This is a genomic window from Arthrobacter sp. NQ4 (assembly GCF_029077345.1).
Taxonomy (GTDB): domain Bacteria; phylum Actinomycetota; class Actinomycetes; order Actinomycetales; family Micrococcaceae; genus Arthrobacter.
The window spans coordinates 50389-73377 of the sequence record NZ_JARETC010000014.1 but is presented as its reverse complement, the minus strand read 5'-3'; the positions used below and the strand labels follow the sequence as shown (position 1 = coordinate 73377).

19 protein-coding genes are annotated in these 22989 nt (G+C 66.3%); 4 read left to right on the top strand and 15 right to left on the bottom strand.

Annotation, left to right across the window (positions count from 1 at the left end; all coding sequences use genetic code 11):
* Nucleotides 1-97: 97 nt before the first annotated feature.
* The 14 genes from PUN51_RS18530 to dinB all read right to left on the bottom strand — a co-directional run bounded on the left by PUN51_RS18530 (nt 98) and on the right by dinB (nt 17075).
* The gene (locus PUN51_RS18530; protein ID WP_275182074.1) at nt 98-1024 is read right to left on the bottom strand and encodes a cell division protein FtsQ/DivIB; all 927 of its coding nucleotides are present in this window, start codon (nt 1022-1024) and stop codon (nt 98-100) included.
* The gene (murC, locus tag PUN51_RS18525; RefSeq protein ID WP_275182072.1) at nt 1017-2393 is read right to left on the bottom strand and encodes a UDP-N-acetylmuramate--L-alanine ligase; all 1377 of its coding nucleotides are present in this window, start codon (nt 2391-2393) and stop codon (nt 1017-1019) included. Before murC ends, PUN51_RS18530 begins: the two co-directional genes overlap by 8 nt.
* Complete coding sequence (gene murG / locus PUN51_RS18520) at nt 2390-3490, bottom strand: undecaprenyldiphospho-muramoylpentapeptide beta-N-acetylglucosaminyltransferase (RefSeq protein ID WP_224025674.1); 1101 nt, start codon at nt 3488-3490, stop codon at nt 2390-2392. Before murG ends, murC begins: the two co-directional genes overlap by 4 nt.
* A 6-nt stretch (nt 3491-3496) precedes the next feature.
* Nucleotides 3497-4831, bottom strand: a complete 1335-nt coding sequence (gene ftsW / locus PUN51_RS18515; protein ID WP_275182070.1) for a putative lipid II flippase FtsW — start codon at nt 4829-4831, stop codon at nt 3497-3499.
* 2 nt (nt 4832-4833) lie between these two features.
* Nucleotides 4834-6411 (bottom strand): UDP-N-acetylmuramoyl-L-alanine--D-glutamate ligase, encoded by a 1578-nt coding sequence (gene murD, locus PUN51_RS18510; RefSeq protein WP_275182069.1) that lies wholly within the window; start codon nt 6409-6411, stop codon nt 4834-4836.
* Entirely contained in the window at nt 6393-7502 is a 1110-nt protein-coding gene (gene mraY / locus PUN51_RS18505) for a phospho-N-acetylmuramoyl-pentapeptide-transferase (RefSeq protein WP_159632243.1), read from the bottom strand. The genes murD and mraY overlap by 19 nt, the downstream gene beginning before the upstream one ends.
* Nucleotides 7499-8962: a UDP-N-acetylmuramoyl-tripeptide--D-alanyl-D-alanine ligase gene (locus PUN51_RS18500; protein WP_275182068.1), complete on the bottom strand. Its 1464-nt coding sequence runs from the start codon at nt 8960-8962 to the stop codon at nt 7499-7501. Before PUN51_RS18500 ends, mraY begins: the two co-directional genes overlap by 4 nt.
* Nucleotides 8963-8968: 6 nt before the next feature.
* On the bottom strand, nt 8969-10600 hold the full coding sequence (locus PUN51_RS18495) for a UDP-N-acetylmuramoyl-L-alanyl-D-glutamate--2,6-diaminopimelate ligase (RefSeq protein WP_275182067.1): 1632 nt from the start codon (nt 10598-10600) through the stop codon (nt 8969-8971).
* A 96-nt stretch (nt 10601-10696) separates the two neighbouring features.
* Nucleotides 10697-12499 carry a peptidoglycan D,D-transpeptidase FtsI family protein gene (locus PUN51_RS18490; RefSeq protein ID WP_275182066.1) on the bottom strand — a complete coding sequence of 601 codons (1803 nt, stop codon included), beginning with the start codon at nt 12497-12499 and terminating at the stop codon, nt 10697-10699.
* 48 nt (nt 12500-12547) lie between these two features.
* Entirely contained in the window at nt 12548-13270 is a 723-nt protein-coding gene (locus PUN51_RS18485; RefSeq protein ID WP_275182065.1) for a hypothetical protein, read from the bottom strand.
* Nucleotides 13267-14259, bottom strand: coding sequence for a 16S rRNA (cytosine(1402)-N(4))-methyltransferase RsmH (gene rsmH, locus PUN51_RS18480; protein ID WP_275182064.1), 993 nt, complete (start codon nt 14257-14259; stop codon nt 13267-13269). Before rsmH ends, PUN51_RS18485 begins: the two co-directional genes overlap by 4 nt.
* A 166-nt stretch (nt 14260-14425) precedes the next feature.
* The gene (gene mraZ / locus PUN51_RS18475) at nt 14426-14854 is read right to left on the bottom strand and encodes a division/cell wall cluster transcriptional repressor MraZ (protein ID WP_018763545.1); all 429 of its coding nucleotides are present in this window, start codon (nt 14852-14854) and stop codon (nt 14426-14428) included.
* A 364-nt stretch (nt 14855-15218) separates the two neighbouring features.
* A complete protein-coding gene (locus tag PUN51_RS18470) occupies nt 15219-15590 on the bottom strand; it encodes a DUF3040 domain-containing protein (protein ID WP_159632249.1) in 372 nt (123 codons plus the stop codon).
* Between the two features lie 252 nt (nt 15591-15842).
* Nucleotides 15843-17075 (bottom strand): DNA polymerase IV, encoded by a 1233-nt coding sequence (dinB, locus tag PUN51_RS18465; protein ID WP_159635567.1) that lies wholly within the window; start codon nt 17073-17075, stop codon nt 15843-15845.
* 126 nt (nt 17076-17201) lie between these two features.
* On the opposite strand from dinB, the gene PUN51_RS18460 reads away from it, so the two are divergent.
* Both PUN51_RS18460 and PUN51_RS18455 read left to right on the top strand, forming a co-directional pair.
* A complete protein-coding gene (locus tag PUN51_RS18460; protein WP_159632250.1) occupies nt 17202-17726 on the top strand; it encodes a hypothetical protein in 525 nt (174 codons plus the stop codon).
* Nucleotides 17723-18817: a polyprenyl synthetase family protein gene (locus tag PUN51_RS18455; protein ID WP_224025668.1), complete on the top strand. Its 1095-nt coding sequence runs from the start codon at nt 17723-17725 to the stop codon at nt 18815-18817. Before PUN51_RS18460 ends, PUN51_RS18455 begins: the two co-directional genes overlap by 4 nt.
* Nucleotides 18818-18826: 9 nt before the next feature.
* Here the strand turns inward: PUN51_RS18455 and PUN51_RS18450 are convergent, their stop codons facing one another.
* Complete coding sequence (locus PUN51_RS18450) at nt 18827-19180, bottom strand: Rv2175c family DNA-binding protein (protein ID WP_201302431.1); 354 nt, start codon at nt 19178-19180, stop codon at nt 18827-18829.
* A 249-nt stretch (nt 19181-19429) separates the two neighbouring features.
* On the opposite strand from PUN51_RS18450, the gene PUN51_RS18445 reads away from it, so the two are divergent.
* Entirely contained in the window at nt 19430-20830 is a 1401-nt protein-coding gene (locus tag PUN51_RS18445; protein ID WP_275182058.1) for a lytic transglycosylase domain-containing protein, read from the top strand.
* Nucleotides 20831-20932: 102 nt separating this feature from the next.
* Nucleotides 20933-22951 (top strand): Stk1 family PASTA domain-containing Ser/Thr kinase, encoded by a 2019-nt coding sequence (pknB, locus tag PUN51_RS18440; RefSeq protein ID WP_275182056.1) that lies wholly within the window; start codon nt 20933-20935, stop codon nt 22949-22951.
* Nucleotides 22952-22989 lie beyond the last annotated feature (38 nt).

The following is a 22989-nucleotide window of genomic DNA, read 5'->3' as shown; positions in this document are numbered from 1 at the left end:
TTATGTCAAGTAACTCTTGTCTGTGACGGTATTTCCTCTGGTTCCGACATTCAATAACCGGGTCCGCGTGTCGGATTAATACCGGGAAAGAAAGCGCTCAGCGCGTCACGGGGTGCCGGGGCACACTGACATCGTAGACCCTGACCGGGTTCTTGGGGTCCGCCGGAGCCTTGAGGAGGGCGGCCAGGACCTTGGCCTTGAGCTCCTTCTCCGAGGCGTTGCCCCACACGATAGTCTGGCCGTCAACGAGCTTGAGTTCCACGGCATCCACGGACTGCGCGGACGCGTTGGACAGCTTCGCCAGGACGTCGGCCGGCAGGGCACCCAGCACTGCGGCCGTGGCGCGGAACAGGTCCTGCCCGATCGCACCGGCACCGCCGTCGATGACCGGCAGCGATGCCGTCGCCGGATCATCGGTGGTGGCCAGCTGGACGCCGTCGACGTCCACCAGCTGGTACTGCTCCCCCTGCTTGACCAGCGCCACGGGCACCCGCTCATGCACGGCAACGGCGAGGGTGGACGGCGGCCGGGCCTCGACGGACACGGATTTGACCTGGACCAAAGAGCCGAGGAGCCCGCGGACGTCGTCGTCGCTGATCTGGGCCAGCGGCTTGCCGCGCAGTGGCTCCAACGCCGTCTGCACCTGGGCCGGGGTGACGAAGTGCGTGCCCGTCACCGAGATGGTCTGCAGGGCCAGCACCGGCGAATAGATGGCGGCTGCCAGCAGTCCCGCCACCAGCGCAACCACTGTTCCGGCAGCTGCCAGGACTTTCTTCCTGCGGCGCCGGCCTTTGGGCTCGGGGAACGCCAGCACCGTTGCCCCGGAGGGTTTCTCCGCCTTCGCCGGCTTGTGCGCCGGCGCCTGGTCCGGGATGCTGCGGGATGCCGTGATCACATCGCCACCTGTGGAGGCGCCCGGCGTCCCGGACGATCGGGGCTCTTTCTCCGCACTGTCCGCAGGCGCTGCGTCGGGGCGGCCATTCCGCCGGGGCGGGGCGTAGGTGGGACGGCGGGAGCTAGGCACGCAGCGCCTCCATAATCCGCGGGCCGTAAGACGTGACATCACCGGCACCGACGGTCAGGACGACGTCCCCGTCCGCGGCGGCCTTGGCCAGGGTTTCGACGGCGTCGGCTCCCTCTGCCAGCCGTCCGCCCGCTGTGAGGTGGTCGGCTATGAGCTGGCTGGTGACGCCCGGAATGGGATCCTCCCTGGCGGGGTAGATGTCCAGGACCAGGGCGGTATCGGCAAGGTTGAGGGCGTCTGCGAACTGCGCGGCGAACTCCCGGGTGCGGGAAAACAGGTGCGGCTGGAACAGGACGTGGACCTTGTGGCCGCCTGCCACCGAACGCGCGGCGGTGAGGGCGGCACGGACTTCCGTGGGGTGGTGGGCGTAGTCGTCGAAGACCCGGACGCCCCGTACCGATCCCTTCAGTTCGAAGCGCCGCGAGGCGCCGGCGAAGTGGGCGAGGCCGGCGGCGGCAGCGGCCGGGTCCACGCCGAGTTCAAGGGCGACGGCGAAGGCGGCGGCCGCGTTCAGCGCGTTGTGGCGGCCGGGTACCTGCAGTGACAGCCCGTACCGGGCGCCGTGTGCCGATACCGCGACGTGGTCCGGGCCGTCGTCGTGCAGCCGGACGTCCGCGGCCTCGCTGGTGCCGTACAGGAGCACCCGGGTGTTGCCCCTGGCCCCGGTGCGCTCGGCCAGGGCCAGCGCCCCGGCGTCGTCCGCGCAGGCCACCAGGAGGCCGTCCGAGGGCAGCAGCGCCGTGAAGCGGTCGAAGGACTCGTATACGGCTTCGGCCGTGCCGTAGTAGTCAAGGTGGTCGGGCTCCACGTTGGTGACGACGGCGATGCGGGGCAGGTAGTTCAGGAAGGATCCGTCGGATTCGTCGGCCTCGGCCACGAAGATGCCGGACGTGCCATGCGCGGCGTTGACGCCAAGCGCGGGGATGTTGGCGCCGACCGCGAACGACGGGTCCAGGCCCGCCGCCTGCAGCAGCACGGTGACCATGGACGTGGTGGTCGACTTGCCGTGCGTTCCGGCCACCGTGACCACGGTGTCATCACCCATGGTGGCGGCCAGCGCCTGGGACCGGTGAAGCACGGGCAGGCCGGCCGTGCGGGCTGCAGCCAGTTCGGGGTTGTCTTCACGGATTGCCGATCCGGCCACCACGGTCTGCGCGTCCGCCAGGTTGCCTGCAGCGTAGCCGACGGCGACGCGTGCACCGGCGGCGGCGAGGTCCGCCATTACGGGCAGGTCCTTGGCGTCGGAGCCGCTGACCGGGACGCCGCGCGCCACCATGATGCGGGCCACGGCAGACATTCCTACTCCCCCAATGCCGATGAAGTGCACCTTGCCAAGGGATTCCAGGCCGGGGGTGTTATGGGCGTTCATGCAGATACCGCTTCCAGGACAAGACCAGCCATGCGCTGGTCGGCGTTTCGGATGCCGAGCCGGTAGGACTTCGCTTCCATGGCGGCAAGCCGTGCTTTATCGGTAATCAGCGGAACCAGTTCGCGCGCAACCCATTCCGGAGTGAAGTCACGGTCGGCAACGAGTACTGCGCCTCCTGCGGAGACCAGGCCCGCTGCGTTCAGTGCCTGCTCCCCGTTGCCGATGGGCAGGGGCACCAGGACTGCCGGTACGCCGACGGCAGCGACTTCACAGACCGTGGCAGCCCCGGACCGGGCCAGCAGGAGGTCGGCCGCGGCGTAGGCACGTTCCATGCCGTCGATGTATTCCACCTGCCGGTAACCCTCAGCGGCAAGGGGCTGCCCGGCCGGGTCCAGGACGGTTTTTCCGCGGCCGGTGACGTGGAGGGTCTGGATACCGGCCTCCGCAAGGAGGGCCACGGAGGCTGCGATGGTCCGGTTGATGCTCTGCGCGCCGGAGGACCCGCCGGTGACGATCAGGGTGGGCTGGTGGGGATCCAGCCCAAGGGCCTCGCGTGCGGCGGTGCGGGCAGTCTTCCGGTCCAGGCCGGAAATCTCCTTGCGCATGGGCATGCCCACGTGCACCGCGTTGCGGAGCGGAGTGCCCTCGAAAGCCACAGCCACCCGGCCCTTGAGGAAGGCCCCCACCCGGTTGGCCAGTCCCGGCCGGGCGTTCGCCTCATGGATCACCAGGGGTATGCCGCGCTTCCGCGCCGCCAGGTACATGGGCGTGCAGACGTATCCGCCGACGCCCACCAGCACGTCGGCGTGCGCCCGGTCCAGGATGGCGCCGGCCTGCCGGACGGCACCGGCGAGCCGGGCCGGCAGGCGGAGCAGGTCAGCGGATGGCCTGCGGGGAAACGGCACCCGGTCGATCGTGGCCAGCTGGACGCCGGCGGCGGGAACCAGCCGGGTTTCCATTCCCGACGGCGTTCCGACCGCCAGGATTGAAGCGCCGGGGGCTTCGCTGCGCAGGGCCGCCGCGATGGCAAGCAACGGGCTGATATGGCCGGCTGTTCCGCCACCGGCCAGGACGATGGAAGGTTGTGTCGGAGTCATCTGGGGTTAGGCACGCTTTCTGGAATTCTTTGGTTGGTTCTTGTCCCGCCCCGGCCGGAGCTTGAACTTCAGCATCCGCTTGGGTCGCATGGCAGGCGCCATCTGCTCCCGGGCCAGGGAGAGGACCACCCCCACCGCACACAGCGACATCAGCAGGGCCGAACCGCCGTAGGAGATGAACGGCAGCGGAACACCGATGACGGGCATGAGGCCGGTGACCACGGACATGTTCACGGTGGCCTGGCCCAGCAGCCAGACCATGATGGTGCCGGCAAGGACCCGGTGGAACATGTCCTCCTGTGCCACCACCACGCGGTAAATGGCAGCGCCGAGGATGGCGAAGAGGATCAGGACGACGACGGTGCCCACCAGCCCGAGTTCCTCGCCGATGATGGCGAAGATGAAGTCGTTGTGGGCTTCGGGAATCCAGCTGTACTTTTGCCGGCTCTGCCCGAGGCCTACGCCCAGCCAGCCTCCGGATGCCAGGCCGTACATGCCGTTGGTGGCCTGGTAGTTGGCGTCAATCCCGTCGGCGCAGGACTGGCCGGTCCACCAGGAGGTGATGCGGCACATGCGGTTTGAACTGGTGACGGCCATGACTGCCGTGCCGGCGGCGGCGATGATGCCTGCGATGCCGAACAGGTAGAGCGGAACGCCGGCGAAGAACAGGGCCGCTGCCATGATCATCATGATGATCATGGCAGTCCCCAGGTCGTTGCCCACCAGAATCAGGACGATGACGATGGCTGCCATGGGTATGGCGGGTACCAGCACGTGCTGCCATTTGCCCAGCAGCTTGCCCTTTCGGGCCAGCACCGTGGCCAGCCAGAGGGCAAGGGCCAGTTTGGCCGCCTCGGAGGGCTGGAAGGTGATGCCGCCAAGGTCGATCCAGTTCCGGTTGCCGTTGATCTCGGTGCCCACCACCTGGACCAGGCCCAGAAGCAGGACGGCTGCCCCCACGGCGGGCCATGCGAGGCGCTTCAGCCAGACAACGTTGATGCGTGAGAGCACGAACATGGTGAAGATGCCGATCGCGGCGAAGACTCCCTGCTTGAGGGCATCGCCATAAGGGGACTTGCCGGCGGCGATTGATTCAACGCTCGAGGCGGAGAGGACCATCATGATGCCAATGGCGGTCAGGGCCAGGGTGGCACCAAGGATGAGGTAGTAGGTGGAGCCGTTCCGGGACTTGCCCGTGCCCTCAAGCGCGGACCAGAACCGGCGGTAAAAGGTGCGCAGTTTTGCGCCGGCCGCGGCGGGCTGCCGGATGGCGGTTGAGCCGGGGCGGGGTTTGCCGCCCTTCGGCTTAACACCCTGCTGCCGGGTGGGCGTGCTGACCATTGTTACTCCTCGCCGGTCTGGGCCTGCCCTTCCACCAGCTCGCGGACAGCGTCGATGAAAGTACCACCACGGTGAGCGTAGGAAGAGAACTGATCCATGGAAGCAGCTGCCGGAGCCATGAGCACGGTATCGCCGGATTCGGCGAGCCGGGCCGCAGACGCAACGGCCCAGGACATCACCTGTTCTCCATTGCCGGGGGTACCGGCAGTGGTGCCGCCGGGCGCCGAAGCAGTCTCCACTCCTTCAGTGTCACCTGCCCCCGGTTCGATCACCGGGACATCCGGCGCGTGTCGCCGGAGGGCTTCGCGGAGGTGCGACGTGTCTGTTCCGATCAGGACCACGGCCTTGAGCCGAGCTGCGTGATCCCGCACCAGGTCGTCATAGCTCACGCCTTTTGAGAGGCCGCCGGCAATCCAGACCACGTTGCTGAAAGCTGACAGGGATGCCGACGCGGCGTGGGGGTTGGTGGCTTTGGAGTCGTTGACCCACAGAACACCGTTCAGGCGGGCCACAGGCTGGATGCGGTGGTCGCCGGGCACGTAGTCCAGGATGCCCTGGCGCACAGCCTTGGGCTCCACGCCGTAGGCGCGCACCAGGCCGGCCGCGGCAAGGGCGTTGGCCACCATGTGGCGCGGGGCCAGCGGTCCAAGGTCGGCCATGGAGGCGAGTTCGGCTGCGCTGTCCTTGCGTTCTTCGATGAACGCCCGGTCCACCAGCAGCCCTTCCACCACTCCGAGCATGCTGATGGCCGGCGTCAGTGTGGTGAAGCCAACGGCGCGGCAGCCCTCCACCACGTCGGCGTTTTCCACCATGCGTTCGGTTTCCACCTGCTCGGCGTTGTAGATGCAGGCTTTTTGGGTCCGCTCGTAGACCTTCGCCTTGTCGGCCAGGTAGGAATCATAGGAGCCGTGCCAGTCAACGTGGTCTTCGGCCACGTTGAGGCAGACGCTGGCAACAGGCGACACCGATTCCGTCCAGTGCAGCTGGAAGCTGGAAAGTTCCACCGCGAAGACGTCGTACTCCACGGGATCCCGAAGGGCATCAAGGATGGGGGTGCCCACGTTGCCCACAGCGATGGCTTTGAGTCCTGCGGCCCGCAGCATCGATTCCGTGAGTCCCACCGTGGTGGTCTTGCCGTTGGTGCCGGTGATGGCCAGCCAGTCGGCCGTCTTCCGGCCTTCCCTGATCCGCACGCGCCAGGCAAGTTCGACGTCGCCCCACACCGGGATGTGCTTCCGTGCCGCGGCCGCCAGGAGGGCCTGGTCTGGGCGCCACCCGGGCGAGGTCACGATCAGTTCCGGCAGTTCGCCGTCGATCCGTGGGAGGTGGGTCACCGCGTCAGGGCCCAGCAGGACATCGGCGGCGCCGACGATTTTCAGGGTGTCGGCGTGTGCACGTGCGGTGTCGCTGGTGGCGGCGTCCACCACCACGACGCGGGCGCCGAGCTCGATCAGGGTGTCCGCGGCCGCGAAGCCGGAGACGCCGATGCCCGTCACGGCGACGCGCAGGCCGGCCCAGTCGGAGTCCCAGGAGACAAGGTTTGCCAGGCGGGGGGAAACGGTCACAGCAGTACAACCCATTCAGCGTAGAAGATGCCCAGGCCAACGGCGACGAAGAGTCCGCCAAGGATCCAGAACCGGACGACGACGGTCACTTCGGCCCAGCCCTTCAACTCAAAGTGGTGCTGCAGCGGCGCCATCTTGAACACACGTTTACCGCCGGTTGCCTTGAAGTAGCCCACCTGGATGATGACGGACAGCGTGATCAGCACAAAGAGGCCACCCACGATGCCCAGCAACAGTTCGGTGCGGGACAGGATGGCGAATCCGGCTACGGCGCCGCCGATGGCCAGCGACCCCGTGTCGCCCATGAAGATCTTCGCCGGGGAGGTGTTCCACCAGAGGAACCCCACCAGGGCGGCGCTGAGGATGGCCGCCAGAAGGGCGAGGTCCAGCGGATCCCTGACGAGGTAGCAGCCGCTGCCGGCCTCCCGGGGGGAACCGCAGGCCTGGTTGCTCTGCCAGATGCCCATAAGGGTGTAGGCGCCGAAGACCATGATGGAGGCACCGGCGGCAAGGCCGTCCAATCCGTCGGTCAGGTTCACCCCGTTCGTGGCTGCGGTGACTATCAGGTTGGACCAGATGACGAACAGAATCGCGCCGAGGACGGTGCCGCCAAAGGCGAGGTCGAGCCAGGGCAGGTCGCGGACCAGGGAAATCTTTGTCGACGCCGGCGTCAGCCCGGCGCTGTTGGGGAAGTTCAATGCCAGGATGGCGAAGACGATGCCGACGGCCGCCTGGAGGATGAGCTTGGCTTTGGCGTTCAGGCCCAAACTCCGCTGCCGGGAGATCTTGATGAAGTCGTCCAGGAATCCCACCAGGCCCATGCCCACCATGAGGAACAGCAGGATGAGTGCTGAGGCCGAGGGGCCGGGTGAGTCGGGGTTCATCATCAGCATGATGAGGTGGGTGAGTCCGTAACTCAGCAGTACTGCGGCCACCACGACGGTGCCGCCCATGGTGGGCGTCCCGCGCTTGGTGTGGTGGGAGGTGGGGCCGTCGTCACGGATGAACTGGCCGTAGCCGCGGTGCACCAGCAGGCGGATGAACAGCGGGGTGCCCACCAGGGCAAAGAGCAGGGCCAGGCCTGCGCCGATCAATAGAGCAATCACAGCAGAGTGCTCCTTTCGTCGGCAGGGGTGGGGGCTGGGGGTAATGCTATCCGATCGCCCAAATGGCGGAGTCCAACGCTGTTGGAGGACTTGAACAGCACCAGGTCGCCCGGCTCGAGTTCTGCGTCCAGGACGTCGTAGGCCTCATCGAGCGTCTCCGCGAAGAGGCATTCGTCGCCCCAGGATCCCTCCTGCACGGCGGAGACGTAGAGGGCCCTCGCTTCCCGGCCCACTACCAGCAGCCGTGAGATGTTAAGGCGGACAACCTGGGTGCCTACGGCGGTATGCTCGCGGATGGAGTCCTCGCCGAGTTCCAGCATGGCCCCCAGCACGGCCCAGGTGCGCCGTCCCCGGCCAAGGTCGGCCAGGGTGCGAAGGGCGGCCCGCATTGATTCGGGGTTGGCGTTGTAGGCATCGTTGATGATGGTGACGCCGTCGTGCCGCTCGGTACGCTCCATGCGCCAGCGGCTGGCTGCTGCCTGGCTGCTCAGTGACTCCGCGATGTGGTCTCCGGGCACGCCTGCGGCCCAGGCCGCTGCGGCGGCTGCCAGCAGGTTCCCCATGTGGTGGGCTCCGATGAGCCTGCTGCTCACGTGGCGGGGAGGGGCGCCGTCGGGAAGTTGGAGATCGAATTCGGGGCTGCCCCCGGCGTTGGTGTCGGCATTCAGGGCCTGCACCTGGGCGTCCTGCCGGCCTTCCGCGGAAAATCCGAGGACCGTGGCCTCGGTGCGGCTGCGCATGGCCGCGACGCGTTCGTCGTCGAGGTTGATGATGGCCGTTCCCTGGGCGGCCAGGCCTTCAACCATTTCGCCCTTGGCCAGCGCTATGTTCCCGACTCCCCCGAACTCGCCGGCGTGTGCGGTGCCCACTGCCAGGACAACTCCGATGTCCGGCTTGACCATCTCCGCAAGGTAGCGGATGTGGCCAATGCCGGTGGCTCCCATTTCAATGACCAGGTAGCGGGTGTCAGTGCCCGCCCGGAAGACCGTGAGCGGGACGCCCACCTCGCCGTTGTAGGAGCCCTGGGGCGCCACGGTGTTGCCCTGCGTTGCCAGGATTCCGGCCAGCAGGTCCTTGGTGGTGGTCTTGCCGGCTGAACCGGTGATGCCCACCACCGTCAGCTGGCTGCCCGCTTCTGCACGGGCGGCACGAATGCGGCGGACGGCTTCGGCGGCGAGGGCTCCCATCGCCAGGACCGCGTCGGGAACCACGATGGAGGGGTAGGGGGTGCCGTCGGGGCCGGCTACGGGGCGCTCGACAAGTGCCAGGACCGCACCGGCAGCGAAAGCTGCGTCAATGAAATCGTGGCCGTCGGCGTGCTCGCCCGGCTTCGCGACGTAAAGCGAACCCTGGATGGCTTCGCGTGAATCCGTCACCACCGAGAGGGGCGTAACTCCGGGATCGGCGTCCAGACGCCCGCTGGTGATTTCGGCGATTTCCGCCGCAGTAAATGCAATCATCTCGGTCTAGGACTCTATCCGGTCGTCTTGGAGAACGTTGAATCCCCTGGCTGTCAAGGCGGTGCGCAGTTCAACCCTGTCGTCCAGGGCGAGGTTAACGCCCTTCACTTCCTGCCATACCTCGTGGCCGCGTCCCGCGACGAGAATGCTGTCCTGGGGGCGCGCCAGGGCCACGGCATGCCGGATGGCCTCCTCCCGCGGGAAGACCTCCAGCACTTCGGCGCCCAGGGACTCCGTCTCCACGGCATCACGCGCCCCGGCCAGCACATCGGCACGGATCGCTGCCGCGTCCTCGTCGTGCGGATCGTCGTCGGTAATGATCACGGTGTCTGCGAGCCGGGCCGCGATGGCACCCATTGCGGGGCGTTTGCCCTGGTCCCGCTGTCCCGTGGCACCGAAAACGACGATCAGGCGCGAGTCCGGTTCCGGGGACCTGACGGCTTCCAGCGCCCTGGCCAGGGCGTCGGTGTTGTGCGCAAAGTCCACCACGGCCGCAGGCCGGTCGGAGATCAGCTGCATGCGTCCGGGCACGGCGACGGTGAAGGGGTCGGCGTGGTCCAGGGCCGCCTGCAGGTCGGAGAGTCCGACGCCGGACGCCAGCACCATGAGCACGGCCAGGGCAGCGTTCGCGACGTTGAAGCTGCCGGGCAGTCCGGTGTGGACGTCCAGGACGGCGCCGTCCGGACCCGCGAGGGTGAAGCTGGTCCCGAGGCCACGCGGTGAGGCCGAGGTAACGGTCCAGTCCGCCGGGTTTGAGCCGCTGGTGCTGAGGGTGGTGACCGGCACCTGGGCGCTGCCGGCCAGCCGCCGGCCCCATTCGTCGTCGACCGTTACCACTGCCTGCCGGGCACGCCCTGGAGTGAAAAGCTCTGCCTTGGTGGCGAAGTACTCCTCCATGGTGTTGTGCAGGTCCAGGTGGTCCTGGGTCAGGTTGGTGAACCCGGCCACGTCGAAGACAAGTCCGTCCACCCGCTGGTAGGAGATGGCATGCGAGGACACTTCCATGGCCGCGGCGTCGAGCCCCCGTTCGTGCATGAGGGCGATGAGGCCGTGGACCTCGGGCGATTCCGGCGTGGTGAGGAGGCTGGGAATCGCCTGGCCGCCGGCCAGGATCTCGATGGTCCCGATCAGCCCGGTCTGCCGGCCAAGGGCACGCAGCAGCGAGGTGATGAAGTAGGTGGTGGTGGTCTTCCCGTTGGTGCCGGTGACGCCGAAAAGCTGCAGCGGGCGGCCGTCCGCGGACTGGCTGCGGTAGATCATGGAAGAAAGGGGCCCCACCTCGTTGCGGGGTTTCGCGACGACGAGCACGGGAACCGGCGTGTCCGCGGACAGGGCAAGCAGGCGCGCACCGGCGTCGTCCGTCAGGACGGCCACCGCCCCGGCGCCGATGGCGTCCCTGGCAAAGTCAGCGCCATGCCTGCTGGCGCCCGGCAACGCCACATACAGGTCGCCGGGCTCCACGGTGCGGGAGTTGAGGGATATGCCTGTGATTTCCACGTCAGCAGCAGGAGCGGGCACGGCTACGCCAAGGGCCTGCCCGACGGCGGCCAGCGGGACGGGTGCGACGGCTTCAGGCCGGAAGCGGCCTGCGCTTTCATCCCGGGCAGCATCGCTGCCGGGCGTGGTGAACTCTGACAAGGGAATCTCCGATGGTGCTAGTGCGTGCCCGGCATGGTTCGGCCCGGGCACTGTGATGCGCTGGATGCTGCTGGTACTTCCGGCCTGGAACAGCCGCTATTTGGCGTACTGGGGCATCCTGGCCGGCTCGCCGGTTGAAGGCTGGACGTTGTAGGTCCGCAGCGTCTGGCTCATAACGGAGCGGAACACCGGTCCGTTGGTGATGCCGTAGATGCTGCCCTTCGGCCGCTGGAGCACAACCTCCACAATAAACCGCGGATCATCCATCGGCGCCATTCCCACGATGGAGGCGGTGTAGCCGCAGTAGCCGGACTTGCCGTCGTCGCAGGGCGATTCGGACGTACCCGTCTTGGCTCCTACGCGGTAGCCGTCGATGCCCGCGTCCTTGATTTCGCCCTCGGTGACGGCGCTTTCCAGGATGTCCTGGACCTGCTGGGCCGTGCTGTCCGAAACGACCTGCCGGGAGGGCTGTGCCGGTACCTTCTCCTCAGTCCCGTCCGGGGAAATGTAGGAGTCGATCAGCCGTGGCTGCAGCATCACGCCGTTGTTCGCGATGCTCTGGTAGGCCCGGACCGTCTGGAGGGTGGACTGCGAAACGCCCTGCCCGAACAGGACGGTGTACTGCTGGCGCCCGTCCCACTGGTCCGGGGGCGAGAGGATGCCGGATGCCGTTGCGGGAAGTCCGATGTCCGGCGCCTCGCCAATGCCGAACTTCTTCAGCCAGTCGTAGCGCTGTTCCTTGCTCAGCCGCTGGCCGGCCATCACGGTTCCGGTGTTCATGGAGTACCCGATGATTCCCGCCAGCGTCCGTTCCTCGGTGCCGTGCGTAAACGCGTCGCTGAACGTCTGGCCGTCCACGGTGTAGGTGGGCGGAATGGTGAACGTGTCCAGTGGCTTGGCGAGGCCTTCATCGATGACAGCCGCGGCGGTCATCATCTTCTCCACCGAGCCGGGCTCATACGCTGCGGTCACGGAGCGGACGCCGCGGTCCTTCGCTGCCACCAGCCCGGGGTTGTTGGGATCCGGGGAGTTGGTGTCCGCCAGGGCAAGCAGGTTGCCGGTCTTGGCGTCCATGACGATGATGACGCCCCATTCGGCGCTCAGTTTGTCCGCCTGGCTTTGGATGGCCTGCTGGGCAAAGTACTGCAGGTCGGAGTTGAGGGTGAGTTTGACGTCCTTGCCGTTCTGGGGCGGGGTCAGCTCGTCAAGGCCCACGGGGATGCGGAGCCCGTCTGCGCCGATCTCGAACAGGCGCTTGCCGTCCTTTCCCTTCAGCTTGTCGTCCTGTGTCTGCTCAATGCCGGCCAGCCCGGTGGTCCCGTCCTGGAGGAATCCCACCACTCCCCCAGCGACCGCACCGTTAGGGTAGACACGCTTGCTCACGCCTTCGGCCACGATGCCCGGGACCTGGAGCTTGGAGATACGGTCCTCAACGTCAGGCTTCACGTCCTTGGCCACAATGTAATACGGCTGCTGCCCGGTGACGGCGTCCCTGACGGCGTTGGTGTCCATGCCCAGGGCCGAGGCGAGTTCGGAGATTGCCTGGTCGCGGCTGACATCCACCAGCTTTTCGTGGCCGTCGGTTTGTTCGAGCCGCTTGTAGGAGTCGGTTTTCGTGTTGACGCGCTGGTCAACCACGATGTTGTAGCGGATCACGCTATTGGCCAGGACGGTGCCGCGCGAGTCCAGGATGCTGCCCCGCTCGGCCGGCAGGATGGCGGACGTCATCCGGCTGTTCAGGGCCGCCTCCGCCATGCCGCCGACGTCCAGCCCCTGGACCAGGAACAGCTTTCCGCCCACCACCAGCAGGAGTGTGAGCATGATGCCCAGCCCCAGCCGCAAGCGCTTCGTGGCGTTGGGTACCTTGCTTTTTCCTGCCGTGCCGGTCGTCTTCGCCACCGTGTATTTCCTTGCTGCTCGACGCTGCTGCCTTACCTGCCTGCCGGCCTACTGTCCGGGGACCTTCTGCTGCGGCGCCGGGACGGAGCCGCCGTGAAGTTCGGGGGCCGGCTTCGCCGCAGCTGCTGCGGCCTGTGCCGCTGCAGCCGCCTGGGCTGCAGCCGCCTGGGCTGCGGCTGCCTGGCCGGCATCGGCGGAGGGAGCCGCGGCAGCAGCGGCGCCGGTGGCCGGCGCGGCGGCCTTGTCACCGGCTGCCCCCTTGGCGTCCGCGCTCTTCGCCGGCGGCACGATCAGCTGCCCTGCCACGGCGGGCGACGGGATGACTGCTCCTGTTGCCGCGCCCTTGACCGCGGGGGTGGCCTTTCCTGTTACTGACAGTGTCGACAGGTCGATCTGGCCCTTCACGGTCGACGCCACCATGCCCAGCTCCGTGGCCTTGGCCGCGAGGTTCTGCGGGGCCTCGTAGCTCTGCACCTGCTGGGTAAGGTCCTGGTTTACCTTGGTCAGCGAGCTCTGCTTGGCACGCAGCTCCACCAGCTGGTATTGCGCGGTGGACACCGAGATGTTCAGGACCAACACCGCAACCAGCGCCACTGCGAGCATGGCAAAGCACAGCACGACGAAGGGTGCACGCCGTTTCCGCGGGGCCGAGCGGACCACGGAGAGCGGTGTGCGCGCTTTTTGTCCCCCGCCGGGTTTGCCTGCCTGCCTCGTATCGGGCGCCGAGCTGCCGGAAACAACGGGAAAGTTCTTGACGGCGGCGGTGCTCATGCAGCTCTCCTGGCTCTGATTCGTTCTGCCGCGCGGAGCCTGGCGGAGGCGGCGCGCGGGTTTTCGGCGATTTCGACGGCGGTGGGCACCTCAGTGCCTTTGGTCAGGGTCTTGAGTTCGGGCTTGTGTTCTTCCAGCTCCACCGGGAAACCAAGGGGAGCCGAAGACTTGGAGCGGGACTGGAAAACACCTTTGACGATCTTGTCCTCCAGTGAGTGGTAAGACATGACCACGATGCGGCCGCCGAGGGCCAGTGAATCGACGGCGGCAGGAACTGCCCGTTCCAGGACGTCGAGCTCTTCGTTGACCTCGATCCGCAAAGCCTGGAAGGTCCTTTTGGCGGGATGTCCACCGGACTTCGCAGCGGACGCCGGAACCACGGAACGGATCTGCTCCACCAGTTCGCCGGTGGTAGTGAAGGGCTTGGCCGCACGCGCTGAGACGATCCTGTTGGCGATCCGCCCGGCAAACTTTTCCTCGCCCCACTTGCGGATGATCCGGGCCAGGTCCTCTTCGCTGTACGTATTGACCACGTCCGCGGCGGTTTGGCCCCGGCTGGTATCCATGCGCATGTCCAGCGGCGCGTCGAAAGAGTAGGCGAAGCCGCGCTCACGCTCGTCCAGCTGCAGGGACGAGACACCCAGGTCCATGAGGATTCCGTGGGCTTCGGCCACGCCGAGGTCTGCCAGGACGTCCTGGATCTCGTCATACACGGCGTGCACCAGGTCAGTCCGGGCGGCGAACGGAGCAAGCCGTTCCCCCGCGAGGGCCAGCGCTTCCTCGTCCCGGTCGATGCCGATGAGGTGGAGGTCGGGAAACCTCTGCAGCATGGCCTCCGAGTGCCCGCCCATGCCCAGGGTGGTGTCGACGGCAACGGGGGTCTCGCCGCGCAGCCGTGCCGCTTCGAATCCCGGTGCCAACAAATTGATGCACCGGTCGCGAAGGACCGGTACATGGCGTTCGGACGTGGGCTTGGGTTGATCGGTCATGCCTGGTCCTTTCCCGCCGTCGTTGTCCCCTGGATGCTTCTGGGATCAGATCCCCATCCGCGCCTACCGTTCCGCCCGCCTGGCTCCGGGGAAGGTGAGCCAGGTTGGCAGCCGATGGGCCGGCTGGAGATCTCATCCAAGAAACCTCTGCCGCCCGTTCCGGAATTCAGAGAATGCCCGGAATGGGATCGTCAGTTTCGGAAAAGGCCGTCTCCTTCTCCGCGAGGTATTCATTCCAAGCCTGGGCGTCCCAGATCTCGGCGCGGGTACCGGCGCCGATGACGGCAAGTTCCCTTCCGAGTCCTGCATACTCCCGGAGCGCCGGTGGAATGGTCACGCGCCCCTGCTTGTCAGGTACCTCGTCAGAGGCTCCAGAGAGAAAGACGCGGATGTAATCACGTGCCTGCTTGGAGGAGATTGGAGCCTCCCGCATCTGCTCGTGGACCCGCGCAAATTCCTTCTCGCTGAAGACGTAGATGCAACGCTCCTGGCCCCTTGTAAGCACCAGGCCGCTGGCAAGCTCCTCGCGGAACTTAGCGGGGAGAATGATCCGTCCCTTTTCATCCAGACGCGGCGAGTGAGTGCCCAGAAACACTGGCCCACCGCCTGTCCGCCGTCAGGAACTGCACATCCCCTATGTTGCAACCACCCTCTTATGTCCTCCACATTACTCCACTTTCCACCACAGTCAACGCAAAACGTGCCGTTGCGGCCCCCAAATATGGGCATAGTCCCTTGAAATGCCGCGGATTGGATGCGGTGGTGGGAAGTGGAGGAAATTTCGGCATCCGCGGCGCCGGCTGAATTCGGCCAGCCGGCAGGAGCCACGGAATTTTCGGGGAATTGCCGATTAAATAGGAAAAGACCCGCCGGAGCGGGTCTTTTCCTGCGGCCCCCTGTTGCGGGGGGAGCGAAATGGAGGAGCCTGGGGCCGGATAGCGGCCGGGCTTCCGTAGTGCCTAGGGTTCACCCCTGCGGCGCTCGTCCCACCGCTCTTCAAGGCTGCTCATAAACGAACTCCTTTGCTTGCCGGGCTTTCCCCCGCCGGCCTTGGACCCGGCTTTGCCACGGGAACTGCGCATGGTGGCGAAGTAAACGCCCCCGCCCATGACCACGAAGCCCAGCACTCCCACAAAGATGTTCTGGAGGGTGACCCCGACCAGAAGCAGGAAGACGCCGGCCAACGCGCCGAGGACCCCAATGACCACATGCCTGGTTGACCATGAACGCCCCGGGTCCGAACCCATGGAGTTCGCAAATTTCGGGTCGTCCTCGTGAAGCTGCTTTTCAAGCTGCTCAAGCAGCTTCTGTTCGTGCTCCGACAGCGGCATCACGACCTCCTTTTGTAGGCCAACGTCCGGGCTGATCCCAGCCATAACTTCTACTCCGATGAACGCCTGCTGTTGCTGGAAAGTTCCCGCTTGGCCAGCCATTGCCAAAACGGGAACCCAGCATGCAGTCGCGGGAGCGGAAGCATGTCCAAGAGGGTCCGGCAGTAAGTCCATTCACTCGAAACTATGTACCTCTAAGGATAGATTGTTGAGGGCTGATCTGAAAGACGGCAATGACTTCGGCGGACCCCGTCAGGCGGGCCGTTGCGTGCTGTCCCCCGGCCGGTTTTCCGGCTCCATCAGGCGGGCCGGAAGGACCGATTTGTTGCCGAATTTGCGCGCCACCTCGTCCAGTGCCTGCTCGGCCGCGCGCCAGTTGTCATCCCTGCGGTCAATGCTCAGCTGGAGCGAGGTCCGGGCCGTTTCCTCGAGCTGCTCGGCCCTGACCCCCACCAGCCGGACGGCCATGGCCCTGGTCCCGACGGACTCCAGGAGCTGGAGTGCCACCGCGTAGATCAATTGGGCGCTGTCCACTGGTGTCTGGACGGTCCTGCTCCTGGTGATCGTGGAAAAGTCGGCGAACCGCAGCTTCAGTGCCACGGTCCGGGCCACCATCCCGGAACTCCGCAGACGGCCCGCGGTCCGGTGCGAAAGCCGCAGCAGTTCCCGGCGAAGGAGGGCGTCGTCGTCGGTATCCGTGGCAAAGGTCTCTTCCGCTCCGATGCTCTTTTCCAGCCGCACCGGCGTGACGGGACGGGGATCGATGCCCCAGGCAAGCTGGTGAACGTGCTCCCCCGTGGCGCCCAGGACCTTCTTCAGCGACGACACCGGGGTTGCGGCGACGTCCGCCACGGTGCTGATCCCCATCTTTGCCAGGACCTCTTTGGTCTTGGCACCGACACCCCAGAGCGCACCCACGGGCAAACTGTGCAGGTAGGGCACGGTCTGGTCCGGTCCGATGAGCAGCAGGCCGTCGGGCTTGCACCGGGTGGACGCGATCTTGGCAACGAATTTGGTCTCGGCAATCCCGACCGAGGCGGTGATGCCAAGTTCCGCTGCGACCCGGCGCCGGATCAGCTCGCCAATTCCCCTGGGCGGCCCCAGCCGCCGCAGGGCTCCTGTAACGTCCAGGAAGGCTTCATCGACGCTGAGCGGCTCCACGAGTCCCGTGATGGATTCAAAGATGGCCATCAGCTGCCCGGACACCTCGTAGTAGAGCTTGTGCCGGGGTTCGATCACTACTGCCTGCGGACACATCCGCATGGCCACGGCCATGGGCATCGCGGATTTGACGCCAAAGGCCCGGGCTTCGTAGGACCCCGAGAGAACCACGGAGCGCTCCCCCGGGAAGCCGACGATGACGGGCTTGCCGCGAAGTTCGGGGCGCGTGCGCAGCTCCACGGAGACAAAGAAAGCGTCCATGTCTACGTGCATGATGCACGTGCGCCGCCGGGCCGGAGGGCGCGCGGCGGATGCCTGGTTCATACCTGCGGGCCCCACGGCTGCCATCCTATCGGTTTGTGCGGGCTGCCCTTGTTTGTCGGGAGAGCACCGCAGGCTGGCTAAACTGGAGGCTGGTTCCGCCCCCACAACACCAGGAGGAAAGTCGTCGTGACGGCTATTGGATACTTCAAGCCGGCTGGCCTCGCCGCGCTTGCCGCCGCCGGAGCGCTGGTCTTGGCTGCCTGCAGCCAGGCCCCGTCCGGACAAGCCGAGCCAGCCCAATCCGCTTCCGTCGCCGCCACTCAGTCGTCCCTGACAGCCTCGCCGAGCCCCTCGGCGTCGCCCAATACCTCGGCAACCGTTGGCGCCGTGGTGGAAGGCTTTCCGCAGCAGCTCCTCCCGCTGATGACCGGTGCAACGGTGGTGTCCAGCAGCTTTGACAAGGCGTCTTCCCCGTCCACGGCGGCACTCGTGGGAACCGTCAAAGCGCCCACCGCCTCTGTCATCGATTTCTACAGCAAGGTTCTGGAGGGCCAGGGTTTCAAGGCCGTTCCGGGCGACAACGTCGGCGGGGTGGCATCCAAGGATTTCGTCCGCGGTGACAACGAGACTGTTAATCTCTCCGTCGTGGAAGCTGCCGGCGTCTCCACCTTCACCATTGGTGCCAACGTGGCTGCTGAGTCGGTAAAGTGACCGCCGCGGAGCAGTTAAGGAATGAACAGGCCGACTTTGTAGCAGGGGTGGCCGGGGAGCTCACAGGCTTCCTGACGGCACGGCAGTCGGTCATGTCCGGCATTTCCCCCGACATCGAACCCATCATGGGCTCGATCTCCAATTTGGTCACCGGCGGCAAGCGCCTCCGGGCGCTGATGTGCTACTGGGGCTGGCGGGGCGCAGGCGGCGAGGCAGGGGCCAGCCAGGTCGTCACGGCCGGTGCCGCACTTGAACTGTTCCAGGCGGCCGCCCTGATCCACGATGACATCATCGACCGTTCGGATACGCGGCGGGGCGGTCCCAGCGTGCACCGCCGTTTCAGCCAGCTGCACACTGCGCAGGGCTGGGCGCTGGACAGCGAACGGTTTGGCCAGGCCGCTGCCATCCTTGCGGGCGACCTTTGCCTTTCCTTCAGCGAAGAGGCGTTCACTGACATCGGCGAACGGGCTGCGTCGGGCAGCCGGGCCAGGCTCATCTTCAACCTCATGCGGGCAGAGGTCATGGCCGGCCAGTACCTGGACATCCTGGAAGAAGTAGCAGGTCCGGTCCGGGACCGGGCCGGTGCCGTCGGCAGGGCTCAGTCGATCATCCGGTTCAAGAGTGCCAAGTACTCCACCGAACACCCCCTGGCCCTGGGTGGGGCCCTGGCCGGAGCCACCAATGAGCTGCTCCGGGGCTACTCGGCATTTGCCCTCCCGCTGGGCGAAGCGTTCCAGCTCCGCGATGACGTCCTGGGCGTGTTTGGTGATCCGCTGACCACCGGGAAGCCGGCCGGCGACGACCTGCGCGAAGGAAAGCGGACGGTTTTGGTGGCACTCGCCCTGGACCAGGCTTCGCCGGAAGAGTCGGCATTCATCGATGCCAGCCTGGGCAGCCCGGATCTGTCAGACGCTGACATCCTGGAGATCCGGCGGATCATCGAGGACTCCGGAGCGCTCCAGGCCACCGAAGTCCTCATCAATGAATTCGGCTCGGCAGCCTTCGATGCACTTGACGGGCTTGAACTGGAAGAGTTGCCCAAAACCGCCCTCCGGAGGCTGGCCGAAGCGACGGTCAGCCGAGCCTCCTGAAGCGGGCTGTTACCAGGCCAGGGTCTGGGCCCTGCGCCTGATTTCCGTCTTGCGGCCCTCACGCAGGGCATCGATGGGGCGGCCACGCAGTGACTCGTCTTGCGTAAACAGCCACACAATAAGGTCCTCGTCTGAATAGCCGGCGTCCGCCAGCACCACGATGGTTCCCTTAAGGCTGTCTACTACCTGGCCGTCCTGGATGAACTCCGCGGGTACCGAGCGGATTTTCCGGTCCCCCACGCGCAAAGCCGCCAGGGAACGCTCGTCAATAAGGCTGTGCACCTTGGTGATTGATACATCCAACAAACGGGCGACGTCGGGCAGCGGCAACCACTCGCCCACCAGGTTTTCTACATTACTCACGGATCAAGGTTGCCACGCCGCCCACCCCGGCGCCTAGTCGGCGCATTTCATTCCGCCCCTGGCCTGGGGACACCCCCAAAAAGAAGCTATTACCCGAATTTCCAAAATTCTTGTGCTATCCGCAAATTCATGAGAGATTCACACACATCACAGTTGTAACACTAATAACTTGAGTCACAGTAGTATCAAGATTGACAGCGGCATCCCCGTCCGCGTCCGCACCCGCAGTTGAGAAGAGGATTCTTTCCGATGACGATGTCCCGCTCGCCCAAGCAGCCCCCCAAGCCGAGTCTGCCGATGATTGCCGCCACCACTGCGGCGCTGCCAGCGGTCGTATTGTCATCTTTGGCCCTCGCCCAGCCGGCGACCGCCCAGCAGCCCGTACGGAACATTCCCAGCAGCCTTGCAGCAGCAATGAAGGCACAGGCTGCAGCGAAAGCGGCCGGCACCGTAATCCCCGCCGCAGTTGTCTCCACCACCATTCCCGCAGCGTTCCAGCCCGCGCAGCCGGCGGCACCCGCCGAGTACACGATCGTCCGTGGGGATACCGTCAGCGGGATCGCCGGCCGGTTCGGCCTGAACACCGGGGACATCCTGAAGCTGAACAACCTGCAGGCCAACACGATCATTTACCCGGGCCAGAAGCTCAAGCTGTCCGGCTCCGCGGAGCCTGCGGCTCCTGCACCCGCCGCTGCACCCGCAGCTCCGGCTCCCGCAGCGCCGGCCCCCGCGGGCGGCGCGACCTACACGGTAAAGCCCGGCGACACCCTTGGTGCCATCGCGGCCAGGCACAACGTCTCCCTCTCGGACGTCTTCGCCTGGAACAACCTCTCCATGCGCTCCATCATCTACCCGGGACAGAAGGTCAAGGTGGGCGGCGGCGATTCCGCACCCGCCCCCGCAGCCCCGGCTCCCGCCGCACCTGCACCTGCACCTGCACCGCTGGCAAATACCGCGGCACCGGCAACGGGCTCGTACACCATTAAGGCCGGCGACACGCTCTCCGCTATCGCGTCGCGCCACGGCGTCAAGCTGTCGGACCTGCTCGCCGCGAACAAGCTGGGCATGACCACGGTTATCTACCCGGGCAGCAAGCTGGTGATTCCCGGGGGCTCCGGCCAGGCAGCACAGCCCGCAGCAGCACCCCAGCCCGCAGCCGCTCCCCTGGTGCCCAGTTCTTTCCTGGGGTTCAGCTACCCGGCCGCTGTCGTCAGCTCCGCCAATGAAAACAAGGCCCTGCTGAACGCCTCGCCCGTTCCCTCGCGGGACGAAATGAAGAACATCGTTGCGGACACGGCACGCCGCATGGGCGTGGACCCCTCCCTGGCTTTGGCTTTCGCCTTCCAGGAATCCGGCTTCAACCAGCGCGCCGTGTCGCCCGCCAACGCGATCGGCACCATGCAGGTCATTCCGAGCTCCGGGCAGTGGGCATCGGACCTGGTTGGACGGAAGCTGAACCTGCTGGATCCGTACGACAACGCCACGGCCGGGGTAGCCATCATCCGGCAGCTCCTGGCCACCAGCAAGGACCAGGACACCGCCATCGCCGGTTACTACCAGGGCCAGTACTCGGTGAGCAAGAACGGTATGTACGACGACACCAAGGCCTACCTGGCGGCCATCAAGGCGCACCAGAAGAACTTCAGCTGAGCTCCGGCCGCTGACCAATTTCATGATTGCGGGTCCGAACCGTTACCGGTTCGGACCCGTTTTCATTTCAGACGCGTTTTGCTGCGGGATTAGGATCGTAAGGTGCAGGAACACGTGTCAGACCCAGTTGTAGGGACGCTGGTGGACAACCGCTATGCCGTCACTTCCAGGATCGCCCGTGGCGGGATGTCCACCGTCTACCTGGCCGTGGACCAAAGGCTGGACCGTGAGGTGGCCCTCAAGGTGCTGCATCCCCACCTCGCAGCAGATGAAAACTTCCTGGGCAGGCTGGGCCGCGAGGCCAAGGCCGCCGCCCGCCTGTCCCATCCGCACGTGGTGGGTGTTTTGGACCAGGGAAACGACGGCGTAACTGCCTACCTCGTCATGGAATACATCAAAGGCCACACGCTCAGGGACGTCCTCCGCGACCGGGGCGCCCTGCCACCCCGGCTGGCGCTGGCACTGATAGATCCGGTGGTGGAGGGGCTGGGGGCGGCACACGCAGCCGGTTTCATCCACCGCGACGTGAAGCCGGAAAACGTCCTGATCGCCGACGACGGCCGGATCAAGATCGGCGACTTCGGCCTCGCCCGTGCCGTGACCAGCTCAACCAGCACCGGAGCCCTGATCGGGACGGTGGCCTACATCTCGCCGGAGCTGGTCCTCGGCAAGCCGGCGGATGCGCGCAGCGACGTCTACTCGGTGGGCATCATGCTGTACGAAATGCTGACCGGGCGGCAGCCGTTCGAGGGCGAAGTACCCATCCAGGTGGCCTACCAGCACGTCAACGGGATGGTCGGGCCGCCGTCGGACCTGGTCCCCCGGCTGGCCGGCGAAGTGGATGAACTGGTGCAGTGGTGTACCGCCAACGATCCCGAGAACCGGCCCGTGGACGGCAACGCGCTGCTCCAGGAGCTGCGCCACATCCGGACCAACCTCACCGATGCGGAGCTGGACCTGCAGCCGCCGGCAGCGGCCGCCGCTGCGTTGCAGCACGCGACGGAAATTCTGGGCCGCACCAGCAATCCGACAACGCTGCTTCCTCCCTCCCGGCCGGCAGCGCCAGCTTACCCGCCCGGGCTTACGCTGCCCGACGACGACGATGCCGACAGCGGCTGGTCTCCCCCGCCGCCGCGGCTGGGCAAGCGGGCGCAGCGGAAAGCGGACCGGGATAGCGAGAAGCTCCGCGCGCTGGCCGCCGCCACACCGGTTCGTACCCTGCGGGAGGGAAATCCGCGCCGGCGCGGCTTCATCTGGGTGGTGGTCCTCATCCTCGCGGCCCTGCTGGCGACGGGCGCGGGCTGGTTCTTCGGCATGGGCCCCGGTGCCGCCGCTGCCGTGCCTGCAGTAGCCAACAAGACAGTGGCACAGGCCCAGCAACTGCTCAACGGGGTGGGCTTCCGCTCCACCACGAGCGACGTCTTCGACGACGACGTGCCCACCGGACTCGTGGTGGGCAGTGAGCCTGCCGCTGGGACGGAAATCCGGAAGTTCCAGCCCGTCTCATTGCTGGTGTCCAAGGGGCCGCAGCTTTTCCCGTTGCCACCACTCACCGGCGGGACTCTGGACGCGGCGAAGAGCGCCCTGAACGCGGCGGAGATGGCGCTGGGGACGGTCACCGAAAAATTTGATGAGGAAGCAGCCGCCGGTACCGTCCTGTCCCAGGATCCCGCTGCCGGCACCCCTGCCCGGCACGGTACTCCCGTGGGACTTACGGTTTCCAAGGGACCGCAGCCTATTGCCGTTCCGTCGGTCGTCGGTAAGGCCGAGGACGACGCCGTCGCCGCGATTGAGGCAGCAGGCCTTACTGCCGAGGTAGCCCCCGACCAGGTGTTCGACCGGAACGTTCCGGAGGGCGCCGTGGTCAGCCAGTCCCCGGCCAACGGGACGCTGACCAGGGGCGGCACGGTGACCGTGACCATTTCCAAGGGCCCGAAGATGGTGGCTGTCCCCAGCTTCATCGGCAAGCAGGCCTCGGAGGCACGCAAGGCGCTCGAAGCACTGGGCTTCCAGGTCCGGGTGAAAAACATCCTGGGTGGCTTCTTCGGCACCGTGCGGGACCAGTCGCCGGTGGACCGGGAGGTCCCGGAAGGCTCCGTCGTCACCATCACGGTGGTGTAGTCCAGGTGGGCAGGCATCAGCCTGCCCACCTGGAACCG

What these genes read in the sequence shown, in the direction of transcription:
- ftsW (WP_275182070.1), bottom strand. Translation starts at nt 4,831, where the DNA reads ATGGTCAGCACGCCCACCCGGCAGCAGGGTGTTAAGCCGAAGGGCGGC.
- PUN51_RS18500 (WP_275182068.1), bottom strand. Translation starts at nt 8,962, where the DNA reads ATGATTGCATTTACTGCGGCGGAAATCGCCGAAATCACCAGCGGGCGT.
- dinB (WP_159635567.1), bottom strand. Translation starts at nt 17,075, where the DNA reads ATGAACCAGGCATCCGCCGCGCGCCCTCCGGCCCGGCGGCGCACGTGC.
- PUN51_RS18470 (WP_159632249.1), bottom strand. Translation starts at nt 15,590, where the DNA reads ATGCCGCTGTCGGAGCACGAACAGAAGCTGCTTGAGCAGCTTGAAAAG.
- PUN51_RS18445 (WP_275182058.1), top strand. Translation starts at nt 19,430, where the DNA reads ATGACGATGTCCCGCTCGCCCAAGCAGCCCCCCAAGCCGAGTCTGCCG.
- murD (WP_275182069.1), bottom strand. Translation starts at nt 6,411, where the DNA reads ATGGGTTGTACTGCTGTGACCGTTTCCCCCCGCCTGGCAAACCTTGTC.
- rsmH (WP_275182064.1), bottom strand. Translation starts at nt 14,259, where the DNA reads ATGACCGATCAACCCAAGCCCACGTCCGAACGCCATGTACCGGTCCTT.
- murC (WP_275182072.1), bottom strand. Translation starts at nt 2,393, where the DNA reads ATGAACGCCCATAACACCCCCGGCCTGGAATCCCTTGGCAAGGTGCAC.
- PUN51_RS18485 (WP_275182065.1), bottom strand. Translation starts at nt 13,270, where the DNA reads ATGAGCACCGCCGCCGTCAAGAACTTTCCCGTTGTTTCCGGCAGCTCG.
- murG (WP_224025674.1), bottom strand. Translation starts at nt 3,490, where the DNA reads ATGACTCCGACACAACCTTCCATCGTCCTGGCCGGTGGCGGAACAGCC.